Raw genomic sequence first — 23,555 nt, forward strand, 5'->3', positions numbered from 1 at the left:
TCATCGCTTCGGGTCAAAGTGTTAACGGATTACTTACCAACGTTTTCTTCCGTAATAATAGACATGGGTACCACTACCTTCTCTTCGATTGTCTTACCAGACAGAAGTCTGTATGCACTTTCCATACAGGTGGCTCCGATTCCAGCCGGATCCTGGGCAGCAGATGCTACCATCTCACCAGAGCGGATAAATCCTTTTCCTTCATCTGATCCATCTACAGATACAACCTTGGTCTTATCCAGACGTCCAGCTTCTTTTAATGCTGCAATTGCTCCTCTGGCAGTGGGATCATTGATTGTAAATACGCCGTCAATGACTGGATTGGCATTGATAAAATCAACCATAATCGGCTGGGAATAATCAGACTTTGGTTTCTCAACGTCTTTTGTCTGAATGATTTCAATTCCAGGATAATTTTTCATTTCCTGTTCAAAGCCCAACTGGCGGTTATAACAAACTTCTGTTGTACTGTATGTAATTTCAACTACTTTGCCTTTTCCATCTAATGCTTTAGCCAGTGCCTGTGCACAAAGCTTTCCTGCTTCCAGATTATCGGAAACAACGGTACACTGAACCAGTTCCGGATTTTTTACCGCGGTATTAAATGCAATTACCGGAATTCCGGCTTCCTTACATGCTTCCAGTGTTGCCCTTACGCCTTCGGAGTTAATTGCTGAGATACAGATTACGTCACACCCCTGATTGATCATATCCATAACGTCATTCATCTGCTTGTTCTGATCTCCGCCTGCATCCTGTATGATGAGCTCATCTTCCGGATTCTGAAGGGATTTCTGCATTGCCTCTTTAATCTGAATAAAGAATACATTGGTTAAATCCGGTGCGGAAACTCCGATTTTAACTGGTTTCTGCTTTTGTTCTGTTCCTTTTGCTTCCGTCCCTTTTGCTTCTGATGTGACAGCTGCAGTTGTCTGCGCCTCACTCTGAGTCTGAGCTGTATTGTCTGCAGTCGAACTGCAGGCAGTCAAAGAGATTGCCATCATAGCTGATAATACAATTCCAATTACTTTTTTCATAATAATCCACCTCTCAACACGTTTAGTTGTCAAATTCCATACATTTTTTGTTACATTTGTTGATAACATTGTATGATATCATTCTTTTAAGCTTCCCGGGCTCGCTTTTATTGTATGCTGTCATACAATATTGTAGATTCATAATACATCTTTACTCGAAATTTGTCAACATTATTTTTAAAATTATGCAAAACAGACAAAAGGCAGTCATACACCATCATGCAATTTTGTCTTACAATCAAAAAAAAGCCAGGCAGTCAGATTAACTGACTACCCGGCCTTCGCCTGATATCTTATTATTTACCTTTCTTTTTCTCCCACATTGCCCACAGGGTACCTGCCACACAAATTGATGAATAGCATCCAGTCAGGATACCAAAGAACATAGGAAGTGAGAATTCCATGATGGACTCAATATGGAAATACACAGAAGCCACCATAAGAATTAATACACAAATTCCAGTTGTTGCGGAAGTATTAATGGATCTTCCCAGTGTCTGGGTTGTACTTACGTTAACCAGAGTATCCACCGGCATTTTGGAATCGTGTTTTCTGTTTTCACGAATTCTGTCGTAAATTACGATAGTATCGTTAATGGAGTAACCGATGATCGTCAGCACTACCGCGACGAAAGCATCATTTAACGGAATCTGGAACAATACAAATGCAAAGAATACCACAAGAACATCATGAACCAGGGCAATCATTGCTGTAATTCCGGCAGAAAGACCGGATATAACGGAAAAACGGATCCACACATATACAACAATAAAGACCAGTGACAGGATAATGGCGGCAGCGGCGTTCCTAAGCGCTTTTGCACCAATATATGGTTCTACGACAAATGTCTCAGACAGCTTTGCATCATTTTTGCCAATGGTACTGTTAATTGTATCAGTAATGGACTTCTGCTCCTCCGGTGACATACCTGCATTTCCGGCAAGTGTAACAGACAGCCTCTTTAATCCGGTCATATTGTCTTCTTTAATCTGAACGGTTACGGGACGCTTTGTTTCTTTTTCAATGGCTTCCTGTATTTTACCGGTATCTGCCTGTTCAGAAACGGAATAAGACAGAACTGCACCGCCTGTAAACTGGGTATCCAGTTTCACTCCATAGAAGAAGCAGCCCGCAATACCGGACAGGATAACAAATCCTGAGATAATTGCAAATATATATTTTTTCTGATAGAACGGTATGGTATTTTTATCTTTTCTGATTCGGAACCGTTTTTCATTTCTCCAGAAATCAGACTGAATCATTGACAGTATCATATGTTTGGATACGGATACACCAATCAGAAGATTTACCACCATACCAACCAGCAGGGTATAACCAAAACTCAGCATGGTTCCTGATCCAAAGATCATTAAGATCACTGCTACAATAGCAGTTGTCACATTACCATCCAGTACCGATGAAAATGCATTCTTATAACCGGAAACAACAGCTCCCTTTACCGATGATCCCTTCTTTAATTCATCTGAAATACGCTCTGAAATAATAATGTTGGTATCCACTGCCATACCAAGTGTCAGGATAATACCTGCGATTCCCGGAAGGGTCAGTGTATACTGGGGAATGGAAACTGCCAGCATCTGAATCACCATCTGTAAAAGCAGTGTAACACATGCAACAATACCTGGCATTTTATAGAACACGATCATAAAGAGACAGATCACGATGAATGCAGCCAGTCCGGCATAAACCATAATTGACAGAGCATTGTTTCCCAGGGATGGGCTAATGGTAGAAAAGTTGGTTGTTTTTAAGGAGAAAGGAAGAGCACCGGCATTAATTTTCTCAGCCAGAGCCTTGGCTTCCTCGTAGTTCTGCATACCAGTGATTACCGCCTGTCCACCTGATATCTGATTCTGCACCGTAGGATTGGAAATCAGATTGTTATCCATATAAATTCCGATTCTTTTACCAATCAGTTTTCCGGTGGCATCTTCAAACAGCTTTGATCCATTGCTGTTAAAACTGAGAGCTACTACGTATGTCTTGATTCCATTGGATGTATTCGTCTGAGGAGTGGCCTTTTCAACATCTTTACCCTGAATTAAAACAGTTCCATCCGGGTCCTTAAAGGTCAGTTCTGCCATCTCACCTAACTCAGATATTGCATCTTCCGGGTTAAAATCTGTTTCCCCTGATTTCCATGGGAACTGTACAATAATATAACCAGCCTCTTTATCCACAGTTACTTCACGGTCAGCAATGTTCTGGCTGTCCATACGGCTTTCAATGACTTCCCTTGCCGATTCCAGTTCCTGAGTTGTAGGCTTACGGTCTAAGTTCTGGGGTTCGAATATAGCTTCTACGCCTCCCCGTATATCGATACCAAACCGCATATCAAAGATTCCTTTAATACTATCTCCTGCTCCAAATATAGCAATGCAAACGATGGCTGCAATTCCTAAAAATATTGCAGCAAGCATTTTCTTTCCTGGCTTCATAAGTTTTCCTCATTTTCTATATTAATTTTCAATCTGCCATAGCCTGCCTGCTGCTTCTTTTTCTCCGTCGGAATTATGAATATAACGTATCACAAACATCCGGCTTATATATCCCTCCCGCATAAGAACGGTGCGAAGTGACCATAATGCAAACGGTATAAATAAGAAGAATGTTTTTAAACATATATAATTAAGGATTACGCTTTTTAGATTTGAGCGGCTTACAATATTAAGAAATACATCACTTACCGCTTCCTCTTCCAGCACATCCTTCGATTCAATCATTGCATCATATCTTTTATGGCGCAGGTTATCTCCAGAAAATCTGCCTACGGAAAAAAAGCCAGGATGTTCCAGGCTCTTGACCACATCAACCGTATTCAGTTGTGTCATTAATACTGCCGTACAAAAAAAACATGCCAGTATCAGACGATGTATCCCAGATTTTTTCCTCCTGGTTTCCAATGTAGCTCCTCCCGCTGCAGGTGTTTTTCCATTTCCCGCATACTTCTTTATACATGTTGCATTGTATCACATATTGATGAAAATGCAACGTTAATATACTGACAAAATTCCACAATTTTGGCAGGAATTTTTCCAGTTCTATTACCGTTTTATAATTACATTCATATCTGTGTTAATCAATGAAATATGGCGTTTGGCATAAAGTTCTGCCACTTCTTCATCCCGTGCCTTTAACGCTTCCACAATGTTATGGTGTGCCCGGATCGCATTCTGGGCATTCTGAGGAACCTGAAACGTTCTAAGCCGAAAATCACGAATACACTCATCAATTTTTTTACTCATAAAAATCAGCATCTTATTTTTACTGGCTTCCACAATCTGACGGTGCAGACGTTCATCATACTTTGCCATACCCGCAAAATCATTCTCTTCCACAGCCCGGATAAACCGGAAATGGGTTCGTTCAATCTGCTCCAGCTCCCCATCCGTCGCCCGCTTGGCGATAATTCTCGCACACAAGGGTTCCACTGCACTTCTTACCTCAATGTAATCCTTTAATTCAACTTCATTTTTAAGAAACCACTCAGCCAGTTCTTCCTGACCCAATTCCTTTTTGCTGACCAGAAATGCTCCCCGACCAGGCTTAATCTCTACCAGCCCCCTGGCCTCCAGAATGCGGAATGCTTCTCTGACTGTCCCTCTGCCAACGGTCAGTTTCTCACACCACTCCTTTTCTGTAGGCAATTTCTGCCCAACCAAAATTCCATCTGCTGCAATAAAATCCTTCATGCTGTTTACTACCTGCTGTACAATGGGAATTCTGGAAAGTTCTTCCATTTAATTCACTCCTTTAATTTATGTTTTTAGTCTAAATCTTTCATGTTGTCATACAATCATTGTATCACATCTGATGAAAACTGCAAACATAAACGTGTTTTTTTACATTTCTTGTGCACATGTCGGACAATTATTGAAATAAATGGTGGAGTCAATATAGATTTTTTCTATGGTAATAATTTCCTTAGTAACCCTTCCAGCTGGTCTCTTTCTTCTTTTTCCAGGCGGCTCAGCACATCTTTGTCTCCGCCCGTTATAAATTCTTCTGCCGCTTTTGTTCCTTTATCCGAAAGGGTATACTGACGTGATCCCTCTGGCTGGGTTTTCTTTTTCACATATTCCTTTTTTTCCAGTTTTTCCAGACACTCCTTCAGCTTCTCATCTTTCATTCCCGTTTCTGATACCAGTTCTGCTGCAGTCTTTCCAGCCGTCTGAAACAATGCTCCCATTACCAGTGCTCTTAATTTCTTACCGCTTAATTCTTTCTCCTTCTGACCAAACAGCCGGTGAAATCCAAATTTATAGGTAAGAAGAATTCTGTTAAAAGAAGGTTCATAGTTTTCAGTTTGCTGTTTGCTGGTCTCTTCTTTCCGTTTTAATGATTTTGCATAGACCTTACCTTTGCTGCAGTGAAGATCATCAATAGGACAATGACGCTTACAGCAGGGACAATGAAGATGATCTGATTTTTTATCACTCATGATTATTTTCCTCCTATGTCATAATGTACAAAAGGGCATATACCATCGTATATACCCCTGAATTCATTATATTCCTCCACGGAATCCATGTCAACGTCCCTATGGATAATATTTCTATTTTGTTTTCTATCTTAGCATGGATACCGGCAGATAGGCAATGCTTAACTCCCCTGTAATGGGATTAGTATAAATTTCGCACTCCACATCATAAACCTCTCCGATCAGCTGACTGGTCAGTACCTCCGTTGGAGTTCCATGTGAAATCACTTTTCCCTGCTTCATCACGTAAAGATAATCACAGTATTCAGCAGCCAGCTCCAGATCATGCAGAGCGGCAAGGGTACCAACATTCATCTGTTTTACAATGGATAAAATCTGAAGCTGGTATTTAATATCCAGATGATTGGTGGGCTCATCCATAACCAGGAAGGAGGGCTGCTGTGCCAGGGCACGTGCCAGTATGACACGCTGTTTTTCACCTCCCGACAAGGTAAGGTAGCTGCGATTTTCATATCCGGACAAGCTGACCTGTTTCAGTGCAGCACTAACAATTTTATAATCCTCCTCAGAATCGCCCTCCATAAATTTTTTATGGGGAGTCCTTCCCATAAGGACCATTTCCTGAACGGTAAAATCAAAGCTAAGATCATTAAACTGACCGACAACACCCATAATACGGGAAACCGACTTGGGATCTGATTTCACCACATCCAGATCACCCAGATATATACTGCCCTGCCTGGGCTTTATCACCTTATAAATACTCTTAAGCAGCGTGGACTTTCCACAGCCATTAGGTCCTATTAATCCAACAAACTGTTTATCTTTTACTTTAATTGAAATATCTTTTACAATATCAGTATTGGATAACGTAACGATCATATTATTCGCCTGAAGATCCACCTTATTTTCCTCCAAATCCATAACCTTTTTTCATTAGCATATACATAAACATGGGAGCTCCGATCATGGAAGTAATAATGCCAATGGGCAGCTCACTCTGATGAATCAGGGTACGTGAAAATACATCAGCCCAAATGAGAAAGGCAGCTCCAAACAAAGCAGAAGCCGGAATCAGTCTTTTATGATCTGTTCCCACCACCCCTCTGACAATATGAGGAATAATTAATCCAACAAAACCGATGGTTCCACAGCTGGAAACTATAATTCCCGTAACTAACGCACAAACCATCATATAAATGCGAAGATAACGGTTTAAGGAAATTCCCAGCGTGACAGCTGCTTCACTCCCTAACAGCATGGTGTTAAGCACCCGAAACTGGGTTAAGAAAAACACAACCGCAATTCCGATACTGATTGCTGTCAAAGGAAGCTTCTCCCATGTTGCTGACGCAATACTTCCCATGGTCCAGAAAGTTACTGTCTTAATTCCTTCCGCATTATTTGCAAAATAGATAATAAAATTAGAAAATGCACTGCACAGCGCATTGATCACCATGCCTGTAAGCACCAGCTTGGCAGAAGTAATCTTTCCGCCCATATGAGCAATAACCATTACCAGAACAGCAGCTCCAAATGCCCCTGCAAATGCCCAGGCGGCAACACCCATCTGCCCCAGCACTCCGGGAAAACCAAATCCCAGCAAAATAGCAAAGGTAGCTCCTAAAGCGCCACCTGAGGAAATCCCCAATATGTAAGGGTCTGCCAGCGGATTTTGTACGGTAGCCTGCATTACCGCACCGCATAGCGAAAGCCCGATTCCAACCAGCATTGACATCAGCGCCCTGGGCAGACGGATGTGCCAGATAATATCCGCAAAAGAGGCCGTGGAAAGACCTTCTAATGAACCAAATCTCATCCCGGAAATCTTATAAAGCAGAATCTGAAACGTATCATGAAGAGAAATAGGCACTTGCCCAATGGACACCGAACAACCGATTGAAAATACAATAAAAACCATCAGGGCGATAATTAACGGTAAAAATGCCTTATGCTGGATGTTCTCTTTTTTTCTATTTCCTGCAGTTATGCTGCTTTGTGTCTTCATTCTGATGCTCCTTAGTAATTAAAATATTAATAGAATAAGTTAGTCTTTTCTAACCGCATTTCAATATATCATACCTTAATATAACTGTCAACACTATCGTCATTTCATGAATCAGGTGAAACCTTCTAAAACAGGTTGACAAATCCACTGTTTTTACAGTATACTCTTTTGAGTTAGTATTAGCTAACCAATAATTTCAAAAGGAGAAACACATTTGAATATCACTTGGAAAAAGCATTTTACCGGCATATCACTATCTGTTCTTATGGTTGCAGGATTAGTTGGATGTACCTCCAGCTCTGCCTCTTCCAATCAGGAAAACACAACTCAAAAAACGGAGGCTGTAGATTCTCAGACGAACCAGCAGTCCAGCTCCGTCTCCTATCCCATAACCGTGTCCAATTACAGCATCAATGATGGCAACTGGACATCCAGGCAGCAGGTTTTTGAAGCGGCTCCCACACGTGTGGTCGCTAACAACCAGTCCACAGCAGAACTGCTGATTCGTCTGGGTCTGACAGATACCATGGCAGGTGTTGCCGCTCTTTACGGTGAGACCTCTGAAGATATTGCCGGAGAATTCTTAAAAATCCCCGTACTGGCCGATGGTTATGTTGGAAAAGAAGTAGCTCTGGGAGCCAATCCCGATTTGATTATTGGACGTGGTGACTTGTTTGCGGATGCAGAATGGGGTGTGGGAAGCGTTGATGAACTAAATTCTCTGGGCATTCGTACTTACATCTTTAATACCTGCAAACGAGGCGCAACCGTTGACGCTCTGTTTCAGGATATAGAAGAGATTGGCAGAATATTTAGTGTACAGGATCGTGCTTCAGTATTTGCGGACAGCCTTCATTCCAGGATTAATCACTTAACCGATACTCTCTCAGGAGTTGCGCCCCAGCTTACTTATGCCTATGTATCCTACAGCGATGGAGACCTTTCCGTCTATTCAGCAACCTCTGATACCTTTCAGAATGATGCGTTGAATATGATAAATCTGGACAATGCTTTTAAAAATGCAGCCGGCGAGATCACACTGGAGCAGCTTGTCTCAACCAATCCTGATGTTCTATTGATTTCTCGTTACTCAGGGGGCCCGGAGGCAGAAAAATCCGTTGAAGAAATTTATAAGATGCCTGCTCTTCAGTCACTTTCTGCAGTTGTGAACAAGCAGATATACATTATAGACTTTAGTCAGTTCTGGGGTTATAGTTATCAGATTTTAGACGGAGTAGAGCAGCTTGCATCGGATATGTACCCGGATCTTATCAACTGACGCCTCTATGGCAGTCAGTTGATAAAATCCCGGAAATTTTTATCAGACTAAAATAACAGTACCAGCACCTGATATCCTTTTAGTAATAGCTTCTTCCCAGTTTCTATGACCGTATCGTAATTATTAAGCAGGATTTTACGGTACGGTTCTACCAGATCTATTTCCTGTTCGTCCTGTTTAAAGTTTCCTATGACAAGAATCTTTTCATGTTCCCCGTTTCTATAGTAAGCCATCAGCCGTTCCATTTCTAAATATGCGGGTATCACCTGACCGTAAACAAGGGTATCTTTATATTCCTCATTCTTTCTTAGGGCAATCAGCTTTTTGTAAAAGTGAAAAACGGAATCAGGATCTGCAGACTGATGTTGCAGATTAATGGAGGGATAGTCCTTACTCACTGGAAGCCAGGCCATTCCTTTGGTAAATCCGGCATTCTCACTGTCGTCCCATTGGAAGGGTACCCTTGCATTATCCCGGCTGTAGCGCCTGACCGCCTCCAAAGCCTGTTGGTTTGTCAAACCGTTTTCAATTGCCACCTGGTATTCTTCTAATGTGGAAATGTCATCATACTGGTCAATGCTTTCAAAGGCCACATTCTCCATACCTATTTCCTGCCCCTGATAGATGAAGGGCATTCCTTTTAACAGAAAATACAAAGCTGCCAGCATCTTTTTTGCAGCATCGGAACACTCTCCCTCAGGAATATATCTGCTTACGCCCCTTGGTTCATCGTGATTTTCAATGATATTAGAAAGAAAACCGATTCCCTCCGCTCTTTCCTGGCTGTCAAAGCAGCACTTTCTGTAATCGTCGGGAGTAACAGGACCATTGTCGTACCAGCCTTTTTCACTTGCCCCGAATACAGTCTGGCTGAAATCAAAGATGCTGGAAAAGCATCCGTCTTCCCCTATAAAATCACACAGTTCTTCCTTTTTCTCATTAAAAACTTCACCCACCGTAAAGGCATCATATTTTTGAAAGGTGGCGTCCCGCATTTCCTTTAAAAAATCCATAACGCCCTCATTTTCATTTAGCATCAGCCTGCAGTCCGCCAGTCCGTCTTCCCGGTCAGGCTCATAATCATGAAAAGGAAGAGCCTTTTTAATATTCATAATGGCATCAATCCGAAATCCGGCAATTCCCTTTTTCAGCCACCAGTTTATCATGTCGTAAATTTCTTTTCGCACTACCGGGTTTTCCCAGTTTAGATCCGGCTGTTTTTTATGGAATAGATGAAGGTAATAAAGGCCGGTATCCCCTATTTGTTCCCATGCACTACCTCCGAAATAGGACCGGATATTGGAAGGCTCTTTTCCATCTTTTCCTTCCCTGATGTAAAAATAATCACCATATTCGCCTTTCGGATCTTTCAGGGCTTTCTGAAACCATTCATGTTCATCGGAGCAATGGTTTACCACCAGATCAAGAAGGATATAGAGATTCCTTTTTTTTGCTTCATCAATCAGTTCCTGCAAATCCTCCATGGTACCGAACCGGGGATCAATCTCATAGTAATCGGAAATATCATATCCCTGATCTGCAAAGGGAGACTGATAGATAGGGGAAAGCCAGATAATATCGATACCAAGTTCCTTTAAGTAATCCAGTTTTGAAATCACGCCTCTTAAATCTCCGATCCCATCTCCGTTGGTATCGCGAAAGCTTTTCGGATAGATCTGATAGGCTACCTTATCATGCCACCATTGTTTTTTCATTCTATTTCTCCATTCAGGTTATTTCTTATGCAGGTAATAGGCTGCCGCTTCATACGGTAACAGCCGGCTTTGTCTTTGTTGCAAAGAGTCATTGTAGTTATGAATCAGACACGTTGCATCTTCCCTAAAAAATTCTTCAGGTAAGGATACGGCCGTCTCTTCATCAGAAAAATTGCAAACCACCAGCAGCCGTTCATCTCCCAGACTTCGCACATAGGCAAATACCCGGGTATCCTCTTTCATAATCAGTTCATAATTTCCATAAACAATAATCTCATAATTCTTCCGAAGCTTAATCAGCTTCCTGTAATAATGAAACACAGAGTTTTCATCTGCCAGTTCTTTTTCCGCATTGATCTCGATATAATTAGGGTTTACGGATATCCAGGGAACTGCATTGGTAAATCCGGCCTCCGGGCTATCATCCCACTGCATGGGAGTCCTTGCATGATCCCTGCTTTTGCACCGTAAATAACGCATCATGGTTTCATGGCTTACCAGGCCTTTTCCTATAAGCTCTTTATAGGCATTGAGACTCTCAATATCCCGAAACTGGGATAATTCTGTAAATGGATAATTGGTCATCCCCAATTCCTCTCCCTGATAAATGTAAGGAGTCCCTCTCATCATATGAAGGCAGGTTGCCAGCATCTTGGCGGAAACCTCTCTGTAACGGCTGCTGTCATCACCAAAGCGGGAAACGGCTCTTGGCTGGTCATGATTATCCCAGTATAAACTGTTCCAGGCATCGTCTCCCAGCTCCTCCTGCCATCTGGAGAGAACGCGTTTTAACCGCAGCAGATCCGGCTTCTTATCCGTCCACTTTCGCAGTTCTCCGTCTCCCTCCACATGTTCAAAATGAAAGACCATATTTAATTCCTGTTCTCCGGAGCCTGCATATTTTCTGGCTTCCTCCACCGTAACCCCTGCAGTCTCACCCACCGTCATCAAATCATAGTTAGACAAAACCTTTTTATTCATTTCTTTCAGATAAGTATGAACCTTTGGTCCATGGACTGCATAAGGGGAAAAATCCCCATAAAGCCCTTCCTTTACTTCTCCGTCCGGAAGGGATGGGGTTTTGGATATCATACTGATTACATCCATTCGAAAACCATCAATTCCTTTTCTGCACCACCAGTCCATCATTTCAAAAACTTCATTTCTGACAGCCTCATTCTCCCAGTTTAAATCCGGCTGTTTTGGAGAGAACAAATGCAGGTAATACATGCCGGTTTTCTCATCCTTTTCCCAAGCAGAACCTCCAAAGCAGGAACCCCAGTTATTGGGCGGTTCATTCTCTCCCTTCCCCTCTCTCCAGATGTAATAATCCCGGTAAGGATTCTCCCTGCTGCTCCGGCTCTCCAGAAACCAGGGATGCTCATCAGAGGTATGATTTACAACCAGGTCCATAATAATTCGGATTCCGTTTTCATGGGCTTCTTTTAACAAATCATCAAAATCATTCATGGTTCCGAACTCATCCATAACCTTTTTGTAATCACTTATGTCATACCCATTATCATCGTTGGGGGATTGATAGACAGGTGACAGCCAGATCACATCAATTCCTAATAGTTTTAAATACGAAAGCTTCTGTCTGATGCCGTTTAAGTCGCCGATCCCATCTCCGTTGCTGTCTTTAAAGCTTCGGGGGTAGATCTGATATACGATTGCCTCTTTCCACCATTTTCGTTCCATCTCAGACTCCTCTCCATTATTTGATTGCCCCTTCTACCATTCCCTGTATAATCTGCCTCTGGGCACATAAAAACAGAATCACAATGGGAATCATGGCAAGAAATGCGGCTGCCAGGATTAAATCCCACTGCTTGACATAGGAACCTACAAAGCTGCTCACTGCAACAGGCAGTGTTTTAATTCTTCCATTGAGCCCCAGCATCAGGGAGGGAAGAAGATAATCATTCCAGATCCAGATTCCGTTTAGAATCAGCACAGTCATCTGCACCGGCTTTAACAGCGGAAAAACGATCTGGAAAAATGTATTTTCCGGACTGCAGCCATCAATCCACGCTGCTTCCTCCAGTTCTTTTGGAATTCCCTTTATAAATCCATGAAGAATAAACACAGATAAGGAGCCTCCAAATCCCAGATAGGCTGTGATGATACCGGTATAGCTGCTTAACAGGGGAATTCCTGTAAATTCAGATACCTTGCGAAACGTAGACAAAAGAGGAAGCATGACCACCTGAAACGGGATAACCATGGATGCCACAAACATCATGAAAATCAACTGGGACCATTTTGTCTTATTCCGAACCAGCACCCATGCAGCCATGCTGGAAAATAAGGTCAGTAAAATCAGACTGACTGCGGTGATGTATAAGGAACTTCCAAAGGATTTCCAATAGCTGAAATTCTGGTTGCCGATCACATTTTTTAAGTTAATAAACAGTTGTCCCCAGTCAGTTGGAGGTGCAATGGGGCTGATTACAATATCTGCACTTTTTTTCGCTGCATTAAATACCACAAGGATAAAAGGAGACAGTACAGTCAGTGACAGTATGAAACCAATCAGCTCAGGAATCAGATGTTTTGACTGCCTTGCGTCCCATGTCATTTTGCTCCTCCTGCTAATTTCTTTCATAGTTCCACCTCCCTTTTCTTACTGATGGAAACCTGGGTAAGAGATACGGCTGCCAGAATGAGAAAGAAAACCACAGCCTTTGTCTGCCCTTCCGCATATCTGTTTCTTGCAATCGCCGTATTATAAATATTAAGAGCCAGAAACTCCGTGGAAGCCACTGCCTTTGCTCCCAGGATCCGGCTGGGCGCTCCGTTTGTAATGGCATAGTTTAAATCAAACTGCTTAAAAGAATTGACCAGGGTAAGAAAGATACAAACCGTGAAAGTATTGGCTATCATAGGCAGCTTAATATGTAAGAGTGTTTTTAACGCTCCTGCCCCGTCTACAGCCGACGCTTCCAGAATATCTCTTGGAACTCCCTGAAGACCAGTAACATAAATCATCATAATATAACCGGCATACTGCCATGTGCTGACAATAAGAATTGCAAAAAATGCCAGATTGGGACTGGTCAGCATGGAAACACTTCCTGCCAAAAGACTTGTGAACACTTTATTAAAGATAAACTGCCACACATATCCCAGTACGATTCCTCCGATTAAGTTAGGGAGAAAAAAGGAAGCTCTGTAGAAATTTCTTCCCTTCACCCCTGAGGTACATAAAATTGCCAGGAAAAACGCAGCTATATTGACAGAAACCATATTAAAGACCGTAAATAAGAATGTAATTAACAGCGAATATAAATAATCGGGAGCATGAAACATCTGTCCATAATTCTTAAGTCCTACAAACTGGGTAAACTTAATTCCATTCCAGTCTGTAAATGAATAAAAAATGCCAAATATAAAAGGGATCAGCACGGTTATGAAAAAAGCGCCTATGAGAGGCAGCAGAAATAAACCATTTACGATCACCCTGTGCTTTTTTCCAGGAACCAGATAAAGACTAATCACAAGCAGAAGCAGCCCGCCCGCAAGGAATGGACCCCTTCCCCAAAAATCCCTGTTGTAAAAATCAAAATAAAGCCCGCAGCAAATCATCGCTGCACCTGTCACTGCCGGCAGATATGTGGTTATCTTTTTTGCTTTTCCCTCCATACGACTTCTCCTTTATCTCTGCTTTGACGTTACCATATGGATACGGGCGGCTTTTGGCCGCCCCACCCCGGTTATTTTTTCACATAGTCTGCAATAGCCGTCTGCATCATGTTTACAAATCCGTCCTTGTCAATCTCACCTTTTGCATACAGCTCAAACACCTTACCTGTGGCATTCATGGAGATTCCTTCGGGCATCTTCGTCCATTCCCAGGAATAGGTGTTTCCCGCATCCACATAGGTCTTTAAACTCATGGCCAAAGGCGTCTTGGGACTGACTTTACAGGTGGTATAAGGAGAAATCATACCGCAGTCGCTTACCAGACATTCCTGTCCTTCTTCCGTCAGGGCAAGTTCTTTTAAGAACGCCTTGCAGGCATCGATGTTGGTGCCTTTATTATAAACAGCCCACCAGGATGGACAGTCTGCAAGAACACCTTTCATCTCTTCCTTTGTAAATGCCAGTGGGGCGATTCCACATTCAAACTTCACGCTATAATCAGGAAGAGATGGATCAATCCAGTTCCCCTGGGTGATAAATGCAGTCTTTCCCTGTGCCCACAGAGCCAGCTGATCATCATATGTTCCGGAAATCAGAGTATTCTTATCGGAATAATCAAACAGTAGCTTCATGAAATCTGCAAACTGACCAAGACGCTCTGTGTCCGTCTTTCCGGATTTTAACTGATCAATATAAGTGGTGTCCCCTCTCTTTAACCCACCTGATAAGTAGTAACCAAACAGATGGTTTCCTGTTGACCAGTACATCTGCCCAGATTCAGCCGCAACTGAGCATACAGCGGACAGTCCCAGTTCTCCCTTTTTTTGATCGATGGCCTCAAACGCCTTCTTAAACCCGTCATAATTGGTAAGAGATGCGGGATCGATTCCTGCTGCTTTCAAAACGTCTTTATTATATGTAATGCCATATCCTTCTACTGCATAAGGAAATCCTACGGTTTTTCCATCCTCTGACTTAAAACCAAACTCTGTCTGGGAAGCCCATTCCTCTCCGCTTAAGTCGGTCATATAATCCTTCCAGGTCTGATAATCTCCTTCGCCGCCAAATACAAATAAGTCCGGCATATTGCCTGCTGCCAAATATCCCTTCATGGTTCCATTGATGTCAACTCCGCCTCCAAGGGACTCAATTACAACCTCCTGACCGGTCTTCTCCTGATACTTTTTGGCAAATGCCTTTAATGGCTCGTCAATTTCGATTTTTCCGTTTACAATCCGAATCGCCTGTCCCCCGGACTTAGCCTGGCTCTGGCTCTCGCTCTTACTGTCTGCGGACTGGCTTCCGGCAGAGGAGGCCACAGTTCCACCTGATTGTGCGCTCGATCCACAACCTGCAAGTGACAAAACTGCCGCTGTTCCCGCCATCGCCATAACCCATAAGTATTTCTTCATAATATACCCTCCATTATAAAATATGCTGTCAAAAAGTGATATTTTAATAATTATATTGTAACTTATGCGCATAAGTTCTATATACAGTATATTATCACTTTATGGAGGATATAACAAGAGTTTTTTGATTCATTTTTCAAGTTATTTTTATAACAAAAACGGCGGTTTTGAAAACCGCCGTTCATTATTAATACATTGCCAGGCTGACCCGGAGTTTAGTTTCTTTTGATTGCTATTTCATCCCCCCTGACCGCAATCGCTTCATGATTGCTTATGGGAGACAGGTTTAATACGTCTGAATAGGTGTCCACTATTTTCTGCCCGATTTTCTTAAAAGGTGAATTGGTATAGTGGGGAACCGTATAAAAATCCACCAGGCCTAAAGCATCAAAATTTTCTAAGTCAGGTGCTTTTTCTGCTGAATCCATTCCTTTCGCATATTCAATGTTTGCAGATGCAACCATTGCCCCGGCAGATTCGCCGATATACAGTTTTCCGGCATGAACTTCATCAATCAGTATTTGATCTGCACCGCTTCTTTTCAATTCCTGCAACAAGAAGAATGTGTTACCTCCTGTCACATAAATAAAATCGTTGTTTTTTATTTTGGCGGTGATTTCTGCAGTCGGAGCGGTTGAGATATCCAGCTCCTCAACAACAAGCCCCATCTTTTCAAGGGCCTTTCTTCCTTCCTTCACATAAAATACAACCTTTTCCGTTTTGCTTGCAGTGGGAATAAAGGTGACGGTTTTTCCGTTTAAATCTTTCTCAAAGTCTGCAAATATGTCAGCTACATCACTAAAGGATGATGCCAAAAATAATTTTTTCATAACCCATTTTATCCTTTCTTTATGATCATGAATCCAGTATAATCTATAATGGTGTCAATTAGTGAAACCATTTAATCGAAAAGAGGAAATGCCATGAATAAATCCCAGCGGCTTAATGATATGATGATATACCTCAATGATAAAAAGTCATTTAACCTTAAAAACATCATGGAACGATACTCCATATCCAAAAGTACAGCACTTCGTGATATTCAGTCCTTAGAAGAAATAGGTATGCCAATTTACTCTGCATCTGGACGAAATGGATACTATGGCATCCTTCCCAACCGTCTGCTGTCGCCCATTGTCTTTACCATTGATGAGGTTCATGCTTTATACTTTGCCATGCAGACCCTGAACGCTTATCAATCCACCCCGTTCCACCTGAATGTAAAAAAACTAAAACAAAAGTTTGAAGGGTGCATATCAGAAGAACGAATACAAAAGCTGCGGAGAATGGAATTGATTTTTAGCCTGGGAAGTTACCAAAATAAAAATGAATGCAGCTGTTTAGAGGACATTTTGAATATGGCCGTTGAGGAAAGAGTGTGTGAAGTGACCTACCAAAAGAAAGAGATTATCAATCAGTATTACGTCCAGTTTTTTGACATAACCTCTGCCTATGGACAATGGTATGCCACCGCTTACAATTTTCAGACAAAAAGACCCCAAGTGCTCCGATGCGATAAAATTCATTCTGTACATTCCTGTGATCGATATTTGCCCAAACCGCTTTCTGAATTGCTTATTCCAGTGAAAGAGATGTTTAGAGAGAAAGATGCTGTTGACTTTGAAGTTGGGATTTCTGCCAGAGGTGCGGATATATTCTATAAAGAACATTATCCGTCTATGGAGCTGTTCCATGAAAATGGGAAGAATTATATAAAAGGCTTTTATAACAAAGGGGAAGAAACTTTTATCGCAAATTATTTTATTGCCTACGGTGAGAATATTTTATCGATTCAGCCAAATCGCTTGAAGATGCTGGTTTTGGAACAATTGGAAACGATAAAAAACCACCTGCAAAAGAATTCCCCTGAATGAGGCGTCAAAAAAAGAGGGATTGGTCAGTCTGATCGATCCCCCCTCTATTTCACAGCTCAACCTTTCAGTACTCATCTGTCAGATACAGGACATCCTGCATTTTTCTCACGGAAGAACGCTCTACGATAAATACGGGAAGCTGTTCAAAATTAGCTCCGTAATCCTCATCGTTTATAATATGAAACAGCTTTTCCACCGTAATCCGGCTTTTTTCCGTTACATCCTGGTGGACGGTGGTCAGTGCAGGCCTTACCAGACGGCTGCAGACATTATCATCGAATCCCACGATGGAAAGTTCTTCGGGAATTTTCATACCACGATCCTTTAAATCATTTAAAATAAAAGCAGCGTAATAATCCGATGCACAGATAAAGGCGGTAAAGTCCCTTGCCCGATCATATGCCTGGGACAAAATCAGGGACATATCAGCACCGCTTGGTCTGAGTCTGATAAAATTGTCTTCGTTCCATGGCAGTCCGGCACTGGTCAGAGCATCCCGGTATCCCATAAACCGTTGATAGTCTACGCCCATACAGTTATCTGCCAGAAATGCAATTTTCTGATGGCCTGACTGTATCAGATATTCTGTAATCTCCCTGCCGCCTTTTCTGTCATCAATTCCAACATTGACGTAGTCAAAGGAAACATCCTCAAAATAGGCATCCACAAAAACCATGGGCTTTTTCATCTTCTGATTTAACAGTTCCCCGTCTTCTTTCTGCATTCCAAGAAGAATCAGACCATCAACATTCCAGCTGGATACGGAGCTGATAATCTCTCCTATATCACTGGAAACATATAGCATGGTAAAATATCCCTTTGCGCGGACATACCGTTCCACTGCTCCGATCAGTTCCCCTGCAAAAGGATCTTTTACAAAGTTATCGTATTTATTTTCGCTGGCTTTCATCGCCAGACCGATGATTCCGGACCGGTTACTGGCCAGATTCCTGGCATTTCTGTTTGGAACATAGTCATATTCTTCAATCAGCTTCTTCACCTTTTCCACCATAACAGGGGATACCTCTCCCTCTTTTCCATGAATCACATTGGAAACGGTAGTTGTGCTGGTGCCGAGCAATTCCGCCATTTTTTTAATTGTAATCATTCCATGCTCCTTCCTCTCTCTGCAAACCCGCTAGAATTTCTCTTATCCATTCTATTACGGCTTGTTCATTTATGCAAGCAGGAAGGAGCATGAGCCGATTACCTATTTCAGTTTTATTTTCCAGGTTTTAATCTCATAAGGTTTTATAGTATAGGATGCGATGGTGTCTGTAAATGGGATTTCCTGTTCTTCCTCTTCCAGCATGCTGCATTCCCAAACTCCAAGAATCTTAGTTCCAAAAACCATCTTTCCTGTAGTTCGCTGGTTTGCAGTCTCATAGAAGCGGATTATCATATCATCGCCGTTTCGTTCTTCTTTTACCACTTCGATGATTACATTGTCTTCCTCCGTACTAACAAGAGAAAATACACCTGGCAGACTGCCATCATCCGATTCTTTTATTTTTGCAGTCAGGGGATTATTAAGAAGATAAGCCCTCTTTGGAGTACCTGCCTCTTTCCAGTCTCCCTTATGGGGATAAATGGAAAATACAAAGCTGTGATGTTCCTTGTCTGCATCAGGATTTGGATATACCGCCGATTTTAACATGGAAATTCCAATCTCTCCATTGTGAACGTGGCAGCCATACTTACAGTCATTTAATACACTGACGCCGTAATCACCCTCGGAAACATCAAGCCACTTATGCATGCAGACCTCAAATCTGGCATAATCCCACATGGTGTTATAATGGGTTTTCCGCTTCACATTTCCATACTGAATATCAAAAACTGCCTCGTCTGTATGAACGTCAACGGGTATGATGGATTTCATAAAGATATTTTTTTCTTTCCAGTCGATCTCATTGCGAATGAGAATTTCAGGACTGTCAAAGTTAAGAGAAATATACTGGCAAATAGCAGAATCCAGGTATTTTCTCTTTACACAGACCGTGGCACGGACCGGGCCGTTTTCCACCAGTTCCATGGAGGAGACATCGGTAATTTCCCAGGATTTTTCCACATAATAATTATTTACATCCCAGGCATCGTAATTGTGGGGACGGTCTTCATAGGTCATCAGCACATTGGCGCATTTCTGATCCGGAAGGACTTCACGTTCCATAACCTTATCGTAGATGGAGGATATCTGCCCTTTCTCATTTAAAACAACACGGAGAAACTGGTTTTCCAGATGCTTCACGTCTGCCGTAAGCGTGGTTGGGGTGTCATTCTCATTATCTTCAGTCAAAATGAAGGTTCGGTAGCCCTTTGAAGGTACACCGGATACCCCAAACAACAAAGTTCCATCTTCTGTGATCTGAACCGGCAGCCTGTTCTCTCCGTCTGTGACTCCAGGGTTTTTGATCCCCTCTGGCAGCTTTATGGTTACCAGTCCTTCCCCTGAGACACTGTTGGGATTAAAGACAGCCAGAGTGTTTTTAGTCCCGGCTATCTGTTTCGTCACTTCATCCAAAGCCTGATCCACTAATTCTTTACCGGTCTTTGTTATCTTCTCATACTCGTTTCTGGAATCCTCATATACCTCTTTGATGGATGAGCCTGGGAGAATATCATGAAACTGATTTCTTAAAATAACTTCCCAGCTTTCATCTATGGTTTTCTTTGGATAGGAGCTGTTAGTGAGTATCCGGTTCAGCATTCCGAAGCATTCCGCATTTTCAAAAAGGAACTCCGACTTGCGGTTGTATTTTTTATTTCTCGCCATAGAAGTATAGGTTCCCCTGTGATATTCCAGGTAAAGCTCTCCTACCCAGGAGGGCAGATACTTTTGTCCCTTTACGCCCTGTTCCAGATTTTCAAAAAATTGTCTGGAGGTTGTCATATGGGTTTTAGGACAGCCTGGAATTCCTTTTTCAAGCCTTCTCTGGTTTTCCAGCATATCTTTTGTAGGACCGCCGCCTCCGTCACCGTACCCAAAGGACATCAGCACTTCATCATTTAAGTATTTCTGACTATACCGTTCCCAGGCACCTTTTACATAGGTGGGATTTAAATATGCATTATAGGTGGTAAAATGCTCTGTCTCCGTACCCCCTAAAACCGCCGCCTTATTATATTCCCTGCTGGGGCTGAAATGAGTCAGGATTTTAGTGCCGTCAATTCCCTCCCAGTAGAAGGTGTCATAAGGCATTTTATTAAATTCATTCCAGCTGATTTTGGTTGTCATAAAATACCGGATTCCACATTTTTTCATAATCTGAGGCAGGGCGGCAGAATATCCGAATACATCTGGAAGCCATAAAATTACATTGTCTGTTCCAAACTCTTCCCGGAAGAATTCCTTCCCGTGAAGGAACTGTCTGACCAGTGATTCTCCAGAAGATAAATTGCAGTCCGCCTCCACAAACATGCCGCCCTCTGTTTCCCATCTTCCCTCTGCCACACGTTTTTTAATCTCTTCATACACATCGGGAGCGTTCTTTTTCACATATTTGTAAAGCTGGGGCTGGCTGGACATAAAGATATATTCCGGATACTGTCTCATCAGCTCCAGAACCGTAGAAAAGCTTCTCACTGCCTTGTCTTCCGTAACAGCAAGAGTCCACAACCACGCAACGTCAATGTGGGTATGCCCCACACAGCATATGGTTTTACTTTCTCCGCCACAGTAGCGGTCATAAAACGCTTCCTTCATATAGGCGGAAGCTTTTTTTAAACTCTCATAGTATTCCGGAGAATACTCTTTTCTTAAATCCAGCAGATTCAAAGATTCATTTGCCGCGGATAAAATGGCAATGCAGCTGCTGTCTCCGTCAGGCAGCAGTTTTGCTGCTTCATAGGGTACGGATACATCATAAAAATACTGTTCCGTCTCCTGGTCGAGAATGCGGATTTTAGAATCCATCACCAGCTTAAAGTTTTGGTCTCCCGTGAAAGCAGATAAGATGATCCGGAAGGTTTCTCCTGCAATTGCCTTTCTGGTTAAAAGCACTTCCCGATGATTCACATCAAGCCCCTGGCGCCTGATTCCGTTTACATAAATGGTAAACTGAGGATTGGTGGCATCCCAGAAGCCTTCCCTTCCTGTCCGCAGTTCATAAACCACACACTGGTCTTCCCATTCCTCTGGTATGGTAACTTCCGTTTCAAACCAGTAATACTCCCTGTGCCCACCCCAAAGTTCTTCTTTAGAAAGCTTCTCCCATGACTTCGTATCCAGATCACTGACATGCTCAAACCGTTCTGCCGATTTGAGCATCCCATACTCTGATACCGGAATATCTTCTCTATAAATCAAAGACTGTAAATCACCTAACAGCTTGCCGATTCTCTCTTTTATTAATATCACGTGAAATTCCTCCTTTTTTTATCAGCCCTTGGCTGCTCCGGCCATATTAAAGCCTTTTGACATGTAATTCTGAGACAGAACATAAAGGACAATGGAAGGAACTGCATAAACTGCGGAATACGCTGCCAACTGTCCATAGATCACCATTCCATGCTGCCCGAAAAACTGATAAAGTGTCACCGAAGCGGGAAACTTATCCAGGGTCTGCAGCAATATATAAGGTACGAAGAAATTGCCCCAGCTTCCTGAAAAGGTGAAAATAAAAACCACACAAATCCCCGGAAACATGAGAGGTGCAATAATCTTTCTTAAGCTGTCAAAGGTAGAAGCCCCGTCCACCCACGCAGCCTCCTCCAGCTCCACTGGCACATTATCCATAAAATTCTTCATCAGCCAGATTCCATAGGGCATGGATGTTGCCGTAAGAAATAATATGAGCCCTCCAATCTTATCATACAACCCAACGGTCAGAAACATTTTATAAACGGGAACCATCACTGCTGTAATGGGAAGTGAGGTCATAAATAAAATCGTATATAAAAACATGTTCTTATAACGAAGTTCGTATCTTGACAGGGGATAAGCTGCAAGACCTGCAATCAGCACCACCAGTACGGACTGCCCCAGGGAGATAAGAAGCCCATTTCCAAACGCTCTCTGATTTGCCTGATTAAACAGTATGGTTTTATAATTCTCCACGGTCCACTGCGACGGCATTTTTACTGCCTGGGAAGCATTGGCATCAAAGGAGGCAAGTAAAATCCAGAGAAGAGGCAGGGCAAATATTACAGCTAAAATTGTCAGTACCAGGTAAGGGATTGTTTTACGAAATTTCCAATACATGTGGTCGCCTCCTTAATCATTTCTCATAATTCTGGTATAAAATACGCTCAGAACAATTCCAATCACCAGGAGGATCATGGATATGGCAGTTCCATATCCCAGCTGCTGGGAAATAAATGCCTGTCTGTACATAAAGATGGGAAGAGTCAGGGTTTTTGTTCCCGGACCGCCGCCTGTCATCATATAAATCAATCCGAACACTCCAAGAGTGGACAGAGTATTTAGCATGGTATTGGTTGCAATGGTATTTTTAATACATGGGAGGACAATCCGGATCATGGTCTGAAAAGGCCCTGCTCCATCCACTCTTGCCGCTTCCTCAATATCTGCAGGAACCCCATCAAGGGCTGACTGGAAGTTCATCATGGAAAATGCTGTTCCGTGCCAGATATTTGCCAGTATTACCGTAAGCATGGGAATTGCAAATAAAAATTCCACTTGCGGCAGATGGAAAAAAGAAAAGATCTGGTTTAAGGTTCCGCTGTCTCCAAAAAAAGTGCTGCAGCAAAGAGCAACTACTACCTCAGGCATAATCCATCCTGCCAAAAAAATGGGACCTACTATCCCTCTGAAAACCCTGTTCTTATTTCTCATATTAAGAGCGATGATAAAACCTAAAACCTGCTGCCCAATCAGACTTCCCAGCAGGAACACCAGAGTGTTAGTAATGCTGATACGGACAGTTCTGTCTTTAAACATGGTAAAATAATTACTCAGTCCGATAAATTTTAACTGCCTGGCATTCTCCCCTGACAAAGCCAGGTTTGTAAAGGAGTAATATACCGTAAGCAGAATGGGAGTGACAAAGAAAACTAGCAGAAGCAGGACTGACGGCATTAACAGTACCGATTTTTTCGCCTCTTCCAACAGGCCGCTTTGTTTTTTCTTCATAGTTGCCTCCTTATGGAATGCGGGTAAAG

At 42.4% G+C, this 23,555-nt stretch carries 19 protein-coding genes; 2 read left to right on the plus strand and 17 right to left on the minus strand.

Annotated elements, in window-relative coordinates:
* Nucleotides 1-29: 29 nt before the first annotated feature.
* The 7 genes from BXY41_RS09720 to BXY41_RS09750 form a co-directional block, all read right to left on the minus strand.
* Nucleotides 30-1,037: a sugar ABC transporter substrate-binding protein gene (locus BXY41_RS09720; protein ID WP_170072301.1), complete on the minus strand. Its 1,008-nt coding sequence runs from the start codon at nucleotides 1,035-1,037 to the stop codon at nucleotides 30-32.
* A 296-nt stretch (nucleotides 1,038-1,333) separates the two neighbouring features.
* Complete coding sequence (gene secF / locus BXY41_RS09725) at nucleotides 1,334-3,496, minus strand: protein translocase subunit SecF (protein WP_104436628.1); 2,163 nt, start codon at nucleotides 3,494-3,496, stop codon at nucleotides 1,334-1,336.
* 21 nt (nucleotides 3,497-3,517) lie between these two features.
* The gene (locus BXY41_RS09730) at nucleotides 3,518-3,961 is read right to left on the minus strand and encodes a hypothetical protein (RefSeq protein WP_104436629.1); all 444 of its coding nucleotides are present in this window, start codon (nucleotides 3,959-3,961) and stop codon (nucleotides 3,518-3,520) included.
* Between the two features lie 141 nt (nucleotides 3,962-4,102).
* Nucleotides 4,103-4,798, minus strand: a complete 696-nt coding sequence (locus BXY41_RS09735; protein ID WP_104436630.1) for a FadR/GntR family transcriptional regulator — start codon at nucleotides 4,796-4,798, stop codon at nucleotides 4,103-4,105.
* A gap of 167 nt (nucleotides 4,799-4,965) precedes the next feature.
* Complete coding sequence (locus BXY41_RS09740; RefSeq protein ID WP_104436631.1) at nucleotides 4,966-5,499, minus strand: MarR family winged helix-turn-helix transcriptional regulator; 534 nt, start codon at nucleotides 5,497-5,499, stop codon at nucleotides 4,966-4,968.
* Nucleotides 5,500-5,625: 126 nt separating this feature from the next.
* A complete protein-coding gene (locus BXY41_RS09745; RefSeq protein WP_104436782.1) occupies nucleotides 5,626-6,402 on the minus strand; it encodes an ABC transporter ATP-binding protein in 777 nt (258 codons plus the stop codon).
* A gap of 1 nt (nucleotide 6,403) precedes the next feature.
* Nucleotides 6,404-7,507, minus strand: coding sequence for a FecCD family ABC transporter permease (locus BXY41_RS09750; RefSeq protein WP_104436632.1), 1,104 nt, complete (start codon nucleotides 7,505-7,507; stop codon nucleotides 6,404-6,406).
* 214 nt (nucleotides 7,508-7,721) lie between these two features.
* On the opposite strand from BXY41_RS09750, the gene BXY41_RS09755 reads away from it, so the two are divergent.
* A complete protein-coding gene (locus BXY41_RS09755; RefSeq protein ID WP_104436633.1) occupies nucleotides 7,722-8,786 on the plus strand; it encodes an ABC transporter substrate-binding protein in 1,065 nt (354 codons plus the stop codon).
* Nucleotides 8,787-8,833: 47 nt separating this feature from the next.
* Here BXY41_RS09755 and BXY41_RS09760 read toward each other — a convergent pair whose 3' ends face one another.
* The 6 genes from BXY41_RS09760 to BXY41_RS09785 all read right to left on the minus strand — a co-directional run bounded on the left by BXY41_RS09760 (nucleotide 8,834) and on the right by BXY41_RS09785 (nucleotide 16,388).
* Nucleotides 8,834-10,501 carry an alpha-glucosidase gene (locus BXY41_RS09760; RefSeq protein WP_104436634.1) on the minus strand — a complete coding sequence of 556 codons (1,668 nt, stop codon included), beginning with the start codon at nucleotides 10,499-10,501 and terminating at the stop codon, nucleotides 8,834-8,836.
* An 18-nt stretch (nucleotides 10,502-10,519) separates the two neighbouring features.
* A complete protein-coding gene (locus BXY41_RS09765; RefSeq protein WP_104436635.1) occupies nucleotides 10,520-12,202 on the minus strand; it encodes a glycoside hydrolase family 13 protein in 1,683 nt (560 codons plus the stop codon).
* 16 nt (nucleotides 12,203-12,218) lie between these two features.
* Nucleotides 12,219-13,109 carry a carbohydrate ABC transporter permease gene (locus BXY41_RS09770; RefSeq protein ID WP_242980141.1) on the minus strand — a complete coding sequence of 297 codons (891 nt, stop codon included), beginning with the start codon at nucleotides 13,107-13,109 and terminating at the stop codon, nucleotides 12,219-12,221.
* Entirely contained in the window at nucleotides 13,106-14,146 is a 1,041-nt protein-coding gene (locus BXY41_RS09775; RefSeq protein ID WP_185140351.1) for a carbohydrate ABC transporter permease, read from the minus strand. Before BXY41_RS09775 ends, BXY41_RS09770 begins: the two co-directional genes overlap by 4 nt.
* A 71-nt stretch (nucleotides 14,147-14,217) precedes the next feature.
* A complete protein-coding gene (locus BXY41_RS09780) occupies nucleotides 14,218-15,558 on the minus strand; it encodes an ABC transporter substrate-binding protein (protein WP_104436637.1) in 1,341 nt (446 codons plus the stop codon).
* Nucleotides 15,559-15,773: 215 nt separating this feature from the next.
* Nucleotides 15,774-16,388 (minus strand): peptidase E, encoded by a 615-nt coding sequence (locus BXY41_RS09785; protein ID WP_104436638.1) that lies wholly within the window; start codon nucleotides 16,386-16,388, stop codon nucleotides 15,774-15,776.
* A gap of 93 nt (nucleotides 16,389-16,481) precedes the next feature.
* Between BXY41_RS09785 and BXY41_RS09790 the strand changes: the two genes are divergently transcribed.
* Complete coding sequence (locus BXY41_RS09790) at nucleotides 16,482-17,432, plus strand: helix-turn-helix transcriptional regulator (RefSeq protein WP_104436639.1); 951 nt, start codon at nucleotides 16,482-16,484, stop codon at nucleotides 17,430-17,432.
* 64 nt (nucleotides 17,433-17,496) lie between these two features.
* Here the strand turns inward: BXY41_RS09790 and BXY41_RS09795 are convergent, their stop codons facing one another.
* The 4 genes from BXY41_RS09795 to BXY41_RS09810 form a co-directional block, all read right to left on the minus strand.
* Complete coding sequence (locus BXY41_RS09795) at nucleotides 17,497-18,540, minus strand: LacI family DNA-binding transcriptional regulator (RefSeq protein WP_104436640.1); 1,044 nt, start codon at nucleotides 18,538-18,540, stop codon at nucleotides 17,497-17,499.
* 102 nt (nucleotides 18,541-18,642) lie between these two features.
* Nucleotides 18,643-21,792 (minus strand): alpha-mannosidase, encoded by a 3,150-nt coding sequence (locus BXY41_RS09800; RefSeq protein ID WP_207657063.1) that lies wholly within the window; start codon nucleotides 21,790-21,792, stop codon nucleotides 18,643-18,645.
* Between the two features lie 21 nt (nucleotides 21,793-21,813).
* A complete protein-coding gene (locus BXY41_RS09805; RefSeq protein WP_104436641.1) occupies nucleotides 21,814-22,635 on the minus strand; it encodes a carbohydrate ABC transporter permease in 822 nt (273 codons plus the stop codon).
* A gap of 12 nt (nucleotides 22,636-22,647) precedes the next feature.
* Nucleotides 22,648-23,526, minus strand: coding sequence for a carbohydrate ABC transporter permease (locus BXY41_RS09810; protein ID WP_104436642.1), 879 nt, complete (start codon nucleotides 23,524-23,526; stop codon nucleotides 22,648-22,650).
* Nucleotides 23,527-23,555: the final 29 nt, after the last annotated feature.

This window comes from Lacrimispora xylanisolvens (genome assembly GCF_002934545.1).
Lineage (GTDB): Bacteria > Bacillota > Clostridia > Lachnospirales > Lachnospiraceae > Lacrimispora > Lacrimispora xylanisolvens.

Coding starts and splice junctions, on each gene's coding strand:
- BXY41_RS09720 (WP_170072301.1), bottom strand. CDS start 1,037: ATGAAAAAAGTAATTGGAATTGTATTATCAGCTATGATGGCAATCTCT.
- secF (WP_104436628.1), bottom strand. CDS start 3,496: ATGAAGCCAGGAAAGAAAATGCTTGCTGCAATATTTTTAGGAATTGCA.
- BXY41_RS09735 (WP_104436630.1), bottom strand. CDS start 4,798: ATGGAAGAACTTTCCAGAATTCCCATTGTACAGCAGGTAGTAAACAGC.
- BXY41_RS09740 (WP_104436631.1), bottom strand. CDS start 5,499: ATGAGTGATAAAAAATCAGATCATCTTCATTGTCCCTGCTGTAAGCGT.
- BXY41_RS09750 (WP_104436632.1), bottom strand. CDS start 7,507: ATGAAGACACAAAGCAGCATAACTGCAGGAAATAGAAAAAAAGAGAAC.
- BXY41_RS09760 (WP_104436634.1), bottom strand. CDS start 10,501: ATGAAAAAACAATGGTGGCATGATAAGGTAGCCTATCAGATCTATCCG.
- BXY41_RS09765 (WP_104436635.1), bottom strand. CDS start 12,202: ATGGAACGAAAATGGTGGAAAGAGGCAATCGTATATCAGATCTACCCC.
- BXY41_RS09770 (WP_242980141.1), bottom strand. CDS start 13,109: ATGAAAGAAATTAGCAGGAGGAGCAAAATGACATGGGACGCAAGGCAG.
- BXY41_RS09775 (WP_185140351.1), bottom strand. CDS start 14,146: ATGGAGGGAAAAGCAAAAAAGATAACCACATATCTGCCGGCAGTGACA.
- BXY41_RS09780 (WP_104436637.1), bottom strand. CDS start 15,558: ATGAAGAAATACTTATGGGTTATGGCGATGGCGGGAACAGCGGCAGTT.
- BXY41_RS09785 (WP_104436638.1), bottom strand. CDS start 16,388: ATGAAAAAATTATTTTTGGCATCATCCTTTAGTGATGTAGCTGACATA.
- BXY41_RS09790 (WP_104436639.1), top strand. CDS start 16,482: ATGAATAAATCCCAGCGGCTTAATGATATGATGATATACCTCAATGAT.
- BXY41_RS09795 (WP_104436640.1), bottom strand. CDS start 18,540: ATGATTACAATTAAAAAAATGGCGGAATTGCTCGGCACCAGCACAACT.
- BXY41_RS09805 (WP_104436641.1), bottom strand. CDS start 22,635: ATGTATTGGAAATTTCGTAAAACAATCCCTTACCTGGTACTGACAATT.
- BXY41_RS09810 (WP_104436642.1), bottom strand. CDS start 23,526: ATGAAGAAAAAACAAAGCGGCCTGTTGGAAGAGGCGAAAAAATCGGTA.